This window comes from Colwellia sp. D2M02, assembly GCF_018860755.1.
GTDB classification, from domain to species: domain Bacteria; phylum Pseudomonadota; class Gammaproteobacteria; order Enterobacterales; family Alteromonadaceae; genus Colwellia; species Colwellia asteriadis.
Genome location: NZ_JAHKPW010000085.1, coordinates 34,866 through 48,554, shown reverse-complemented (window position 1 = coordinate 48,554; position 13,689 = coordinate 34,866). Strand labels below are relative to the sequence as shown.

At 40.2% G+C, this 13,689-nt stretch carries 11 protein-coding genes; all 11 read left to right on the top strand.

Annotated features, from left to right (window positions below; all coding sequences use genetic code 11):
- The first annotated feature begins 357 nt into the window (after positions 1 to 357).
- Positions 358 to 816 (top strand): division/cell wall cluster transcriptional repressor MraZ, encoded by a 459-nt coding sequence (mraZ, locus tag KO495_RS16200; protein ID WP_215981446.1) that lies wholly within the window; start codon positions 358 to 360, stop codon positions 814 to 816.
- 92 nt (positions 817 to 908) lie between these two features.
- Positions 909 to 1,859 (top strand): 16S rRNA (cytosine(1402)-N(4))-methyltransferase RsmH, encoded by a 951-nt coding sequence (gene rsmH, locus KO495_RS16195; protein WP_215981445.1) that lies wholly within the window; start codon positions 909 to 911, stop codon positions 1,857 to 1,859.
- Positions 1,860 to 1,862: 3 nt separating this feature from the next.
- On the top strand, positions 1,863 to 2,177 hold the full coding sequence (ftsL, locus tag KO495_RS16190) for a cell division protein FtsL (protein ID WP_215981444.1): 315 nt from the start codon (positions 1,863 to 1,865) through the stop codon (positions 2,175 to 2,177).
- A gap of 61 nt (positions 2,178 to 2,238) precedes the next feature.
- Positions 2,239 to 4,038 carry a penicillin-binding transpeptidase domain-containing protein gene (locus tag KO495_RS16185; protein WP_215981443.1) on the top strand — a complete coding sequence of 600 codons (1,800 nt, stop codon included), beginning with the start codon at positions 2,239 to 2,241 and terminating at the stop codon, positions 4,036 to 4,038.
- Positions 4,031 to 5,602, top strand: coding sequence for a UDP-N-acetylmuramoyl-L-alanyl-D-glutamate--2,6-diaminopimelate ligase (locus KO495_RS16180; RefSeq protein WP_215981442.1), 1,572 nt, complete (start codon positions 4,031 to 4,033; stop codon positions 5,600 to 5,602). Before KO495_RS16185 ends, KO495_RS16180 begins: the two co-directional genes overlap by 8 nt.
- Positions 5,599 to 7,131 carry a UDP-N-acetylmuramoyl-tripeptide--D-alanyl-D-alanine ligase gene (gene murF / locus KO495_RS16175; RefSeq protein WP_215981441.1) on the top strand — a complete coding sequence of 511 codons (1,533 nt, stop codon included), beginning with the start codon at positions 5,599 to 5,601 and terminating at the stop codon, positions 7,129 to 7,131. Before KO495_RS16180 ends, murF begins: the two co-directional genes overlap by 4 nt.
- On the top strand, positions 7,131 to 8,213 hold the full coding sequence (mraY, locus tag KO495_RS16170; RefSeq protein ID WP_215981440.1) for a phospho-N-acetylmuramoyl-pentapeptide-transferase: 1,083 nt from the start codon (positions 7,131 to 7,133) through the stop codon (positions 8,211 to 8,213). The genes murF and mraY overlap by 1 nt, the downstream gene beginning before the upstream one ends.
- A gap of 52 nt (positions 8,214 to 8,265) precedes the next feature.
- On the top strand, positions 8,266 to 9,741 hold the full coding sequence (gene murD, locus KO495_RS16165) for a UDP-N-acetylmuramoyl-L-alanine--D-glutamate ligase (protein WP_215981439.1): 1,476 nt from the start codon (positions 8,266 to 8,268) through the stop codon (positions 9,739 to 9,741).
- Positions 9,728 to 11,056 (top strand): cell division protein FtsW, encoded by a 1,329-nt coding sequence (gene ftsW, locus KO495_RS16160; protein ID WP_215981438.1) that lies wholly within the window; start codon positions 9,728 to 9,730, stop codon positions 11,054 to 11,056. Before murD ends, ftsW begins: the two co-directional genes overlap by 14 nt.
- Positions 11,043 to 12,230 (top strand): undecaprenyldiphospho-muramoylpentapeptide beta-N-acetylglucosaminyltransferase, encoded by a 1,188-nt coding sequence (gene murG, locus KO495_RS16155; RefSeq protein ID WP_215981437.1) that lies wholly within the window; start codon positions 11,043 to 11,045, stop codon positions 12,228 to 12,230. Before ftsW ends, murG begins: the two co-directional genes overlap by 14 nt.
- Before the next feature lie 26 nt (positions 12,231 to 12,256).
- Entirely contained in the window at positions 12,257 to 13,678 is a 1,422-nt protein-coding gene (gene murC / locus KO495_RS16150) for a UDP-N-acetylmuramate--L-alanine ligase (protein ID WP_215981508.1), read from the top strand.
- The last annotated feature ends 11 nt before the right edge of the window (positions 13,679 to 13,689 follow it).

Genomic DNA, 13,689 nt, shown 5'->3' with positions numbered 1-13,689 from the left:
GTCAAATTTTACTTATTGGGATAATACTCACTTTTTTACCCCTCTGGTTACCTTCTTGGTGAATTATTCTACTAAAAGTCATAATTAATTCTTTTTTTTATGACTTTTTTGGGGATGCTCTCCACAAAAGTCCACAAATTCATCTACTTCCTTGAATGCCTTTATTTTACTGACGTTATCGTTAACCGATGTCTGCTTATTTTTCATTTTGCTTACTTGACAGGCCCTTGTATTTTTCTCTAAACTGTACCAATGTGGAAAAAAGTGGGAAAAAGTGGATCGAAGTGTTTTCGGTAGGACATTTTTTCTAATAAATGATGTGATGAAGTAACTAATTAAAGTGACGTTATAAAACATATGTTTAGAGGCACCAGCGCAATAACGCTTGACAGCAAAAATAGGATCACGATACCAACAAAGTATCGTGAAGAGCTATTTGCTGATTGCCAAGGAAAAATGATTTGTACCGTTGATATTCAGCATCCTTGTTTATTGCTTTATCCACTCCCTGAATGGGAAGAAATAGAGTTAAAGCTATGTAGTTTATCAAGCATGAACCCACAAGAGCGTTTGTTACAGCAAGTTATTTTGGGTAATGCCAGTGACTGCGATATGGATAAAAATGGTCGGTTATTAATTAACGGACCATTAAGACAACACGCTAGTTTAGAAAAAAATATTATGTTAGTCGGCCAATTGAAAAAGTTTGAAATTTGGAATGAGAGCGCTTGGCAAGCACAAATGCAACAGGGAATTAGCAAAATACAATCAGGTGAAATTGAATTAACAGAACGTTTGCTCGACTTATCACTGTAATTAGCATCTTTGTTAATAAGTGAACGTGTATGTTCTAAAGGTAATCTGGTTTCACCCATAAAATGCTTATAAAAGGTTCTAAAAATAACAATATGGAATTTGATACAACACATATCTCTGTACTTCTAAATGAAGCGGTAGACGGCTTAGCAATTAACCCTGAAGGAAGTTATATCGACTGCACTTTTGGTCGTGGTGGGCATTCAACGCTAATTTTATCGAAACTTTCAGAACAAGGTCAGTTACTTGCTATTGACCGTGACCCTAGCGCTATTGCTGCCGCAGATAAATTCAAAGATGACCCTCGTTTTAGTATTGAGCATCAAGGCTTTGCTCATTTAGCTGATATTGCCGAAGCACGTCAACTTACCGGAAAAGTTGATGGTATTTTATTAGATTTAGGTGTGTCTTCACCACAACTTGATGAAGCCGATCGCGGTTTTAGCTTTATGAAAGATGGCCCTCTTGATATGCGTATGGACACAAGTCGTGGCCAAACTGCAGCAGAGTGGTTAGCTATAGCTGATGTTGAAGATATTACATGGGTATTAAGAACTTTTGGTGAAGAAAAACATGCGTGGCGTATTGCTAATGCGATTGTTGATAGCCGCGAAGAAAACCCATTAACACGTACTGGTGAGCTAGCTAAGTTAATTAAAGCCACCGCACCACAGCGTGAAATTAAAAAGCATCCTGCCACACGAAGCTTCCAAGCGATTCGCATGTATATCAATAGTGAGCTTGAACAAATTGAAAAAGCCTTAGCGGCATCGCTTGATGTTTTAGCTGAAAACGGTCGTTTAGTCGTTATTAGCTTTCACTCGCTTGAAGATAGACTGGTAAAACAGTTTATGAAAAAGCATTCGCAACCTAAAAAAGTACCGCGCGGTTTACCTGTGAGTGAAGCGGAATTGCATAAAGGCAAAAAATTAGCGTTAGTGGGTAGAAAGCTCAAGCCGAGTAAAACGGAAGTGGAAGAAAATGTTCGTTCACGCAGTTCAGTGTTACGTATTGCAACGCGACTGGCGAGAGTCGACGATTAACTTATGACAGCGCGTAAAGCCGCTTTAGTCTTTGATATTTGGCATGATATTGTTCGATATAGCATGACTTATATTTTGCTGCTCTTAGTGGTTATATCAGCATTTTCAGTGATTTATTATAGTCACGTTAATAGACAAAGCACGAGTCAGTTAGAAGTGTTATTAACGAAAAAAGATGAATTAAATACCGAGTGGCGTAATTTGTTGTTGGAGCAGAATAGCCTTGCAGAACATAGTGCAATAGAAAGCAAAGCTAAAAAGCTATTACAAATGAAGCGACCAGATGTTAATTCAGAAGTGATCATTAGCCTAAAGTGATCATAAACCTAGGAATAATGTTAGCTAAATAGGCTAACGTATAAGAGAACTGAGTAATCACGTGAAAAATAAAAAAACTAACAGTAACTCTCAACCAAATACCGCCGCTTGGCGTTATTATTTGGTGCTGGTTGCTGTTGGGATTATTTATTTAGGCTTAATGGCACGTAGTGCTTATATTCAGGTTATCGAGCCTGAAATGCTACAAGCGCAAGGCGATATGCGCTCAATGCGTGTGGCTGAAAAAAGAGTACAGCGTGGCTCTATTTTAGATCGCAATGGTAGTGAATTAGCCATTAGTGTACCTGTTGAAACTGTATGGGCCGATCCTAAAATTATTATGGACAATAATGCCCTAACCATGACTGAGCATTGGCAAGCCTTGGCTGATGTGCTTGATCAAGATATTACTCAGTTAACAACACGTGTTGCAAAAAACTCTAGAAAGCGCTTCATCTACCTTGAACGAAAAATATCTCCTGCAATCGCCACTTATATCAAACAATTAAAAATCCCTGGTATTCACTTACGCAAAGAGTCAAAGCGTTTTTACCCTACAGGTGAAATTAGTGCGCATTTATTGGGTTTTACTAATGTTGATGATAAAGGTATTGAAGGCATTGAGGGTATGTATGACCAACTACTCACTGGTAAAGGCGGTGAAAAGCGCTTTAGAAAAGATGCTCAAGGTCGAAAAGTTGAAATAATCTCTGTAGAACAGGCAGAGCAGGCTGAAGACGTTACCTTGAGTATTGATCAGCGTATTCAAGCTATTGCTTATAAAGAGCTAAAAGGTGCTGTGCAAGCCTTTAAGGCCGCATCAGGGTCAGTCATTGTTGCCAATATTCATACGGGCGAAATTTTAGCAATGACTAATAGCCCGTCATATAACCCTAATAATCGCCGTAACACTGCTATTCATCGTTTTCGTAATCGCTCAATTACCGATATTTATGAACCGGGCTCTACTATGAAGCCGCTGACGGCGCTTACTGCATTAGAGTTTGGCTCTGTTAGCCCAAACGAGATTATTGATACTAGCCCCGGCTGGATGCGCTTAGGTGGTCGTCGAGTAAGTGACCCAATAAACCGCGGCAAATTATCAATTGAAGATATCTTAGTAACTTCTTCTAACATGGGTACCACCAAGTTGGCATTATCGGTACCTAAAAATTATTTACTGGATAAGTTTTTTGAAGTTGGCTTTGGCGAAGAAACAGGAACACGCTTAATTGGCGAAAGTATGGGCATGATGCATGACCGCTCTCGCTGGTCACAATTTGAGTTAGCTACTCTATCTTGGGGGGCTGGGCTTGCGATTACTCCTGCACAGTTAACGCGATTCTATATGGCGGTTGCTAATGGCGGTATTAAGCGCAAGTTAACTATTATTAAAGCGGACTCTGAGTTGGCAAAAGCAGAACAAAAAATAAGTGCTGATATGCAAGAAGAGCGTATTTTTAGCCAAAAGAATAGTAACGCTGTGGTAGAAATGCTCGAAGCGGTTGTTGATGAACATGTTCCCCTTGCTAAAGTAAATGGTTATCGTGTTGGCGGTAAAACCGGTACTTCAATTAAAGCCGTAGCGGGTGGTTATGGTAATGATTATGTTGGTTTATTTGCAGGAATGGCACCTATCTCTAAACCTGAAATTGTGGTGGTAGTTGTTATTAATGAACCCAGTGGTGATTTATATCATGGCGGCGAAGTTGCTGCTCCTGTTTTTTCTCGAGTGATGAAGGGCGCGTTACGTGTTTTGAATATTGCGCCTGACGGACAAGAAAAACAGGTTGCTGAGAGTCAAAAAAATACGGATAAACAAACGCCTCTTGATACGGTAAGTCGAGGTGATCATGTTTAATCAGACAACATTGAAGCCTGAATTAATCAATATTATTCCAGCATTAGCTGAATTCTCAATTAACAGCGCAGCGTTAACTTTATTAGATAACAGCTACGGTGACTTGGTTAACGATAGTCGTACTGTTAGTGAAGGTGATATTTTTTGCGCTATTATCGGTCACGATCAAGATGGTCGCGCCTATATTAGTAAAGCAATAAATCAAGGTGCTAAAGTTGTCATTACTCAATGTGAAACACAAGCTGAGCATGGCGATATTTACCTAGAAGAAAATACACCAGTAGTTAAGTTTTATCAGCTTAATGAGCACTTGTTTAGGCTGGCTAAAAGTTACTATCAAAGTCCGCAAAATGCTATGACCTTAATTGGTATCACTGGCACCAATGGCAAAACGTCAACTAGCCAATTAATTGCGGGGATGTTAATGGCTAACCACAAGCGTTGTGCAGTTATTGGCACCAACGGTGCAGGTATGTTGGGAGCGTTAACTCCTATTAATAATACAACGCCAGCAGCAACAGATCTTCATCAATTTTTTAACCGTTTTTCAGCTATGCAAGTAAGCCATGTTGCGATGGAAGTATCATCGCATGCCCTATCGCAAAAACGTGCAAGCGCTGATTTATTTGATATTGCAGTATTTACTAATTTGAGTCGTGATCACCTCGATTATCACGGCACTATGGAAGAGTATGCTTTAGCAAAAAGACAGCTCTTTAGTGCTAATCATAAACAAATAGCTGTTCTCAACTATGATGACACTCAGAGTAAAATATGGTTACAAAACTGGCCAGAAACACAACCCGTTTGGCTTTATGCTCGCGATAATTCAGTCACTCAATTTTCATATTTTATTTGCGCACAAGATATTTCACTGCATATCCACGGAGTAAGTTTCACGCTAAAAACACATTTAGGTGAAACCGTAATTAATAGCCCGTTATTAGGCTATTTCAATATTGATAACTTGCTAGCGGCTATTGCTGTGCTATTGATTGATGGCACCGAAGTTAATCAATTAAATGATTTGGTAAAGCAGCTTGCACCGATTGAAGGGCGTATGGAAGCGTTCACTAACCCTCGTAGTGACTTGCCTACAGCTGTGGTCGATTACGCACACACGCCGGATGCTTTAGAAAAAGCGTTATTGGCGTGTCGAGAGCATTGCACGAATAAATTACATGTCGTATTTGGTTGCGGTGGTGATCGTGATAAAGGTAAACGCGCTTTAATGGCGCAAGTAGCAGAGCAATATGCAGATGTAATTGTTATCACCAACGACAACCCACGTACCGAAGATGCTCAGCTTATTGCGAATGATATTCTTGCTGGTTTAAGCCAGCAAGATAGCAGTAATGTAACCGTCATACTTGACCGTGAACAAGCCGTATTAAACACACTGAAAATCGCAGGCGAAGGCGACATTGTGTTATTAGCTGGTAAAGGTCATGAAGATTACATCATTTTGAGTGATGGCAAAGGCGGTACTCAGAAAATAATGTACAACGAAAGAGCACTTATTGCTAATTATTACCAGCAGTTCAATGCAGAGAGTAACTTATGATTACCTTAACGTTATCAGCATTAAAAGCCGCAACAGATGGTCAAGTTGTCGCTTCAAAAGAACTCAAAGACTTATCAGTAGAAGATCTAGTGATAGACAGTCGTGAAATAAGTAGTGATGCAAGCAGTACTGCATTTTTAGCGTTAAAAGGGCCTAACTTTGATGGACACCGCTTCATTGAGCAAGTGGTAAATAAGGGCTGTCGAGTCGTTATTGTTGAGCATGAAATTACGGATCTTGATTGTCCCGGCTTTGATAGCTCAGTAATAGCGCAACTTATTGTTAACGACACGCGTATTGCTTTAGGTCAAATAGCTGCTTATGTTAAAGCACAAGTTGCTCCTAAAACGGTTGGTATTACCGGAAGTAGCGGTAAAACCACGGTAAAAGAAATGACAGGAGCTATTTTATCACGCCTAGGTAATGTGCTGGTCACTAATGGTAATTTTAATAATGACATTGGCGTGCCATTAACGTTATTGCGTTTAAATCATAGCCATGACTTTGCCGTGATTGAAATGGGCGCAAACCATATGGGCGAAATTGCTTATACAACGGCACTGGCAAAACCTGATGTCGCTGTGATTAATAATATTGCCGCAGCACATTTAGAAGGTTTTGGGGATTTATGTGGCGTAGCCCGAGCGAAAGGTGAAATATTTTCAGGACTCGGAACCAATGGTGTTGCGTTATATAACAAAGATACAAAATACACTAACAAATGGCAGTGGCGTTTAACTGATAAAAACGTTGCCACTTTTTCTTGTGCTGGAGAAGCTGACTGTTACAGCAGCAACGTACAGCTAGATCAACAAGGTTGTGCAAGTTTTCAACTACATACTCGCTTAGGGCAGTGTCAAATCGATTTACCAATACCTGGCAAGCATAATGTTTGTAACGCCGTTGCTGCCGCCAGTATTGCTTTAGAGTTCGGGGCTAGTTTGGATGATGTTTACCAAGGCTTAGCACTGATGAAGGCTGTAAAAGGCCGTCTTAATCTTCATCAATTAACCGATAAGCGCAGTGGCTGTCGAGTTAAACTTATTGATGATAGTTACAATGCTAATCTTGAGTCGGCAAAAGCCGCAGCGTTATTACTATCATCGTATAACGGTCAGCAAATCTTTATTTTAGGTGATATGGGCGAGTTAGGTGCTGATGCCCGTAGTTATCATGAAGAAGTGGGTTATTACGCCAAAGAGTTGGGTATTGACCAGCTATTTTCATTAGGTGTTTTGAGTCAAAGTGCTAGTGATGTGTTTAGTAAAAAAGAACTCGAGCAACAGTCGGCTGAGCAGGGGCAACACTTTAGTCAACGCCTTGAGTTAATGAATAGATTATGTAAACAAATTGAGCAATATTTAGCACAGGGTCAGCAAGATATTGCCATTTTAGTAAAAGGTTCGCGCAGCGCAAAAATGGAACTTGTCGTTGCCGATATTATGAATTGGTTTAATGAAGGCAGTAGTGATAACACTCGTGATGGCACTCGTTATAGTTGTAAGCAAAATGAAGAGGGTGTGTCCTAATGCTAGTATGGTTAAGTGAGTATCTAACTCAATTTTATTCAGGTTTTAATGTTTTCTCTTATTTGACTTTAAGAGCGATTATAAGCACGTTAACCGCGCTGTTTATTTCACTTTATTTTGGTCCGAAATTAATTCGTTATTTGCAAAAAATGCAAATAGGTCAAACCGTGCGTGATGATGGCCCTGAAAGCCATCTGTCTAAATCAGGCACCCCAACCATGGGCGGTTTACTTATTCTTGCCTCCATTGTGGTGAGTGTTTTGTTATGGGCCGACTTAAGTAATATTTATGTGCTCGTGGTTCTTTTTGTCGTGATCAGCTTTGGTATTATTGGCTTTGTTGACGATTATCGTAAAGTTATTCGTAAAGACTCTAACGGCTTAATCGCCCGCTGGAAATATTTTTGGCAAACCGTTATTGGCTTATCTACCGCTATTTTCTTGTATTGGATTGCACAAGATCCAAGTGAAACCGCTTTACTCATTCCTTTTATGAAAGATGTGTTACCGCAGCTTGGTATGCTGTACATCGTACTAACGTACTTTGTGATTGTGGGTACTTCTAATGCAGTTAACTTAACTGACGGCTTAGATGGCTTAGCGATTGTGCCTACCATTATGGTTGCTGGTGCTTTTGCGTTATTTGCTTATGTTACAGGTAACGTTAATTTTGCTAACTATTTAAATATTCCTTATATCGCGCTAACGAGTGAGTTGGTTGTGGTTTGTACGGCTATTGTTGGTGCGGGTTTAGGTTTTTTATGGTTCAACACTTACCCTGCACAAGTTTTTATGGGTGATGTTGGCTCGTTAGCGTTAGGTGCCGCATTAGGTGTTATTGCCGTATTAGTTCGCCAAGAGCTGGTTTTATTTATTATGGGCGGTGTTTTTGTTATAGAAACGCTGTCAGTTATTTTACAAGTAGGCTCTTATAAGATGCGTGGTCAGCGTATTTTCCGTATGGCACCTATTCATCATCATTATGAGTTAAAAGGTTGGCCAGAGCCGCGAGTTATTGTCCGTTTTTGGATTATTTCTGTGATTTTGGTTTTGATCGGTTTAGCAACATTGAAACTGCGCTAATCGCAACTTACAAAGATGTAAAAATTGATAAAGGTAAGGGTAACGTAAATATATGTCGGTAATCACTGCTATGAAAAACAAGCAAGTGCTAGTGTTAGGGTTGGGACTAACAGGGGTATCCTGTGTCCGATTCTTGCACAAACACGGCTTATCATTTGCAGTTAACGATTCTCGAGAAATGCCCTTTAGTGATAAAGCTCAGCAACAAGCTTTTATCAATGAATTTATTAATCCTCAAGTCAGCAACGAAAATCAGCCAGTGGTTTCATTACATACTGGCAGCTGGCAACAAACATTAATTGCTAATGCCGATATCATTATTGTTAGTCCTGGTATTGATTTAGATAAAAGCGGCATTAATGAGTTAATCAGTTCAAGTTGCCAAGTGATTGGTGATGTTGAATTATTTTGTCAGCTTAATAATGAACAAGCTCAGCCGATCAAAATATTAGCCGTTACAGGCTCTAACGGTAAATCCACGGTTGTTTCACTCTTAGCTCACTTAGCCGAAGCGTTGGGGGTTAATGCGCAATTAGGCGGTAATATTGGCCAACCAGTACTTGATCTGCTCTCATTGAATGAGCAGAAAAGTGAGTCAAATCATCCTGAGTTATTGATTTTAGAGTTATCAAGTTTTCAGCTTGAAACCTTAAAGAGCATGCGTGCCATTGCGGCAACAGTACTTAATGTTAGTGACGATCATTTAGATCGCCATCTTACTTTAGCTAATTATCAAGAAATTAAACAACGCATTTATCAGCAATCGCACTATAACATCATTAATCGTAATGATGCTGCCACGTATACGTTAGCTGCCAATTTACCAGCGTTATCACAGAGTATTTCTTTTGGTAGAGATAAACCCAAAGAGGGGCATTTTGGTGTTGATTTTATAGGTGTTAATAATACAGCAACACTGATGTTTGGTGAGCAGCAGTTAATTGAAGTAGCTAAGTTACCTTTAGCAGGTATGCACAATGCGATGAATTATTTGGCGGCGCTAGCATTAGGTTACAGTGCGGGTTGGTCGTTAACAGCAATGATAGAGCAATTACCGAATTTTTCTGGCTTAGCGCATCGATGTCAGCGTGTTCATTCAATTGATGGAATTCAATGGATTAACGATTCAAAGGCTACTAATGTTGGCGCAACACTCGCTGCTATTGACGGGTTATCACAAACGTTAAATTTAGCTTCTCAACAACTTATTCTCATTGCAGGTGGAGATGGTAAAGGTGCTGACTTCTCGGTGCTTAAACCTTTACTTACTCAACAAGTGAGCCAGTTAATCACCTTCGGTAAAGATGGCGATAAAATAGCAGCGCTAGTAGATAACACCATTCAAGTTAATAATTTAGCTGAAGCGTTAACTCGGGCTAAAGCAATAGCAAAAAAAGGAGATATGGTATTACTTTCTCCTGCTTGTGCCAGCATTGATATGTTCAAAAATTTTGTTGAACGCGGTAATCAATTTATGCACTTAGTACAGGTATCGCAACCAACGGAGGTTTGTGATGTCAATCGTTGAATCGGCTGAATTAACCAAAGTAGTAGAGCCAGCAAAAGCTGACAATACCGCCAACAATGCAAAGCGCAATGTGGGTAACTTTTTTCAAGTGCAATTGCCGCTATGGTTCAATCGTTTTAGTGCAGCCCCCGCGCCTTATAGTACAGCCACTTTCGATCGTGGCTTCGTGGTACTTGGTTTAACTATGTATATGCTTGGCTTAGTCATGGTGGCTACCTCTTCGATTCCTGTTGGAGAAAATCTTTTTAATAATCCATTTCATTTTGTGGTCCGTCACGGTATTTATATCTGCTTAAGCATAGTAATCGCAGCAGTTGCCTTACAAATCCCAATGTCGTGGTGGCATAAAAATAGTGGCTACCTGCTAGGCTTTGGGATTTTATTATTAATCGTGGTGCTATTGATCGGTCGTGAAGTTAATGGTTCAACACGCTGGATTGTAATTGGCCCAATAACAGTACAAGCAGCAGAGCCCGCTAAGCTGTTTTTCTTTTGTTATTTAGCCGCTTACTTGGTGCGCCGTCGTGACCAAGTAATGGAAAATATTAAAGGTTTTGTTAAGCCACTTATTGTTTTTGCTATTCTAGCCTCACTGCTCTTACTTCAGCCTGACTTAGGCACCATTATTGTTATGTTTGTAACGACCTTTGGTTTGTTATTTTTAGCGGGCGCAAAGTTATGGCAGTTTTTGGGGCTGGCTGCTGTTGGCGTAACATTATTATCACTATTGGCTATTTTTGAGCCCTATCGCTGGCGCAGGGTTACGAGCTTTTTAGACCCGTGGCAAGACCCTTTTGGCAGTGGATATCAATTAACGCAGTCATTAATGGCCTATGGCCGAGGTGAAGTGTTTGGTCAAGGGCTTGGTAATAGTATTCAAAAGTTAGCGTATTTACCTGAAGCGCATACCGACTTTGTTATGGCGGTGCTCGCTGAAGAGTTCGGTTTTGTCGGCATTAGCGTTATTTTAATATTAAGTATGGTATTGGTATTTAAAGCGTTGATGTTAGGTAAGCGCGCTTTAAGTAAAGAAAAATATTTTGAAGGTTTTTTTGCTTACGCGATTGGTATTTGGATGTGTTTTCAGGCTGGCGTTAATATTGGCGCAAGTGCCGGTATCGTGCCAACTAAAGGATTAACTATGCCATTAATCAGTTATGGCGGTAGTTCAATGATTGTAATGACCTTAGCCTTGGTTATTTTAATCCGCATCGACCATGAAATACGTTTACAAAGCATTCAAGCGACTAGTACGCCTAAAAAGAGTAAAAATCAGAAACAGCAAGATGAGGTGTTAGCACATGACGCACCTTAATAATAACCAAGCCCCACATCAACCAACATTATTAATAATGGCAGGTGGTACAGGTGGACATATTTTCCCAGGGCTAGCTGTTGCCGATCAATTAAAAGCCCAAGGCTGGAATATACACTGGTTAGGTACGGCAGATAAAATGGAAGCTCACATTGTACCTGAGCATGGTTATGAAATTAGCTTTATTACTATTGGCGGCGTACGCCATAAAGGTTTGTTAACACGTTTAGCTACACCATTTAAGTTGTTTAAAGCTATATGGCAAGCACGTAAAGTACTTAAAGAAATTAAGCCTGATGTGGTTTTAGGTATGGGCGGCTACGCTAGCGCACCTGGCGGAATCGCTGCTTGGCTTAGCGGTATTCCATTATTGGTACATGAGCAAAATGCGGCGGCAGGTTTAACTAATCGATTATTAGCAAAGTTTGCTAATAAAGTTTGTTGCGCATTTCCTAATGCATTTAGCAATAACGTTAATGCTGAGGTTGTAGGTAACCCGTTACGAGCAAGTATCGGACAAGTGGCCGATGTTAAAGCAACAGGCACACGTAATATATTAATTGTTGGTGGTAGTTTAGGGGCGCAGGTTTTAAATAATACACTACCTGCAAGCGTTAAGAGTTTACAAGAGCGATTTGATAATGTTGCTATTTGGCATCAAACCGGCAAAGGCAATGCTGAGCAAGTACTTAACGCTTATGATAGCGCGCTGATTAAGCAACAAAGCCATGATGCAATAAAAGTAGATGAGTTTATTCATGACATGGCAGCCGCTTACGCCTGGGCTGATATTGTTATTTGTCGAGCGGGTGCATTAACTGTATCTGAGCTCGCCATGGCAGCAACGCCTGCTATTTTTGTGCCTTTACCTCATGCGGTTGATGACCATCAAACGAAGAATGCACATTATTTAGTGAATTGCGGCGCTGCTAAATTGCTAGCGCAAGTAGAATTTAATGAACACAGTTTAACGAACATGCTAACAGCGCTTTTTACCGAAACCAGTAAACTGACTTTAATGGCTGAAGCAGCGGCAAATGCCGCTGATGGTCAAGCAACCGTTAAGGTTGCGAATTTATGTCAACAACTTTTAGCACCAAGTCGCTTGTCACAAGATATCGCGGTTAAAAATGTTACTAAGTCGTTAGACCCAAATAAGAAAGAGATAAAATGAATAAGCATACAACCCTGAACAATACGATGAAAAAGCATGTAATGCAGATACCTGAAATGCGCCGTGTAAAGCGTATTCACTTTGTTGGTATTGGCGGCGCAGGTATGGGCGGTATTGCCGAAGTATTATTAAATGAAGGTTATCAAATATCAGGTTCAGATATTGGTGAAAATCAAGTTGTAAAAAGATTGGTTACCTTAGGCGCTAGTATTGTTATTGGTCATCAAGCTGACAATATTGACGGCGCTAGCGTTATTGTAGTTTCAACCGCTATTGATTTAGATAACCCTGAAATTATTGCTGCAAAAGAGAGGCGAATTCCTATTGTTCGTCGTGCTGAAATGTTAGCTGAGCTAATGCGTTTTCGCCATGGTATTGCTATTGCGGGAACTCACGGTAAAACAACTACCACGAGCTTGATTGCGAGTATCTTTGCCCAAGGACAGCTTGACCCTACTTTTGTTATTGGTGGATTACTTAATAGCGCAGGCACTAATGCTCGCTTAGGCAGTAGTCGCTATTTAGTGGCAGAAGCTGATGAAAGTGATGCGTCATTCTTACATTTACAACCTATGGTTGCGGTAATTACCAATATTGATGCCGATCATATGGAAACTTATCAAGGTGACTTTGAAAAGTTAAAAGATACCTATATCGATTTCTTACACAACTTACCTTTTTATGGCTTAGCTGTGGTGTGTATTGATAATCCTGTTGTAAGAGAGTTATTGCCGCGAATTTCTCGTCAAGTGATCACCTACGGTTTTTCAGAAGATGCCGATATTCGAGCAGTAAATTATCAGCAAGACGGTAGTGTGAGTCATTTTACGGTTGAAGTTGATGGGCAAGCACCGCTGGATATGAGCGTTAACTTACCTGGACAACATAACGTACTTAATGCATTAGCGGGTGTTGCCGTAGCAAAAGATGAAGGCGTTAGTGATGATGCTATTTGCCAAGCATTAGTTGACTTTGCTGGAATTGGTCGACGCTTTGAACAACTAGCTGACTTATCTACTGGCGCAGGAAAAATGGTCTTAGTTGATGATTATGGTCATCACCCAAGTGAAGTAAAAGCGACTATTTTAGCTATGCGAGCAGGTTGGCCAGAAAAACGTTTAGTCATGGTATTTCAACCACATCGTTATTCTCGAACACGTGATTTATATGAAGATTTTGTTGAAGTGCTATCAGAGGTCGACTGCTTATTTCTATTAGATGTTTATGCTGCAGGTGAAACGCCACTTGCGTCAGCAGATAGTAAAAGCTTAGCAAGATCTATTCGTCAACGAGGTCAAATAGAGCCTGTTTATGTTAGTGATGCTGAGAAGTTACCTGAGTTAATAGCCGCACAGCTACAAGATAATGACATGGTTATTACGCAAGGCGCAGGAAGTATCGGCTTAGTGGCGCGAAACTTAGCGGCTCATGAATTATTAAACGTCTAACTTTTAACTAA

Bases quoted from the DNA above. Each gene is read 5' to 3' on its own strand.
- mraZ (WP_215981446.1), top strand. From the start codon at position 358: ATGTTTAGAGGCACCAGCGCAATAACGCTTGACAGCAAAAATAGGATC.
- rsmH (WP_215981445.1), top strand. From the start codon at position 909: ATGGAATTTGATACAACACATATCTCTGTACTTCTAAATGAAGCGGTA.
- ftsL (WP_215981444.1), top strand. From the start codon at position 1,863: ATGACAGCGCGTAAAGCCGCTTTAGTCTTTGATATTTGGCATGATATT.
- KO495_RS16180 (WP_215981442.1), top strand. From the start codon at position 4,031: ATGTTTAATCAGACAACATTGAAGCCTGAATTAATCAATATTATTCCA.
- murF (WP_215981441.1), top strand. From the start codon at position 5,599: ATGATTACCTTAACGTTATCAGCATTAAAAGCCGCAACAGATGGTCAA.
- mraY (WP_215981440.1), top strand. From the start codon at position 7,131: ATGCTAGTATGGTTAAGTGAGTATCTAACTCAATTTTATTCAGGTTTT.
- murD (WP_215981439.1), top strand. From the start codon at position 8,266: ATGTCGGTAATCACTGCTATGAAAAACAAGCAAGTGCTAGTGTTAGGG.
- ftsW (WP_215981438.1), top strand. From the start codon at position 9,728: ATGTCAATCGTTGAATCGGCTGAATTAACCAAAGTAGTAGAGCCAGCA.
- murG (WP_215981437.1), top strand. From the start codon at position 11,043: ATGACGCACCTTAATAATAACCAAGCCCCACATCAACCAACATTATTA.
- murC (WP_215981508.1), top strand. From the start codon at position 12,257: ATGAAAAAGCATGTAATGCAGATACCTGAAATGCGCCGTGTAAAGCGT.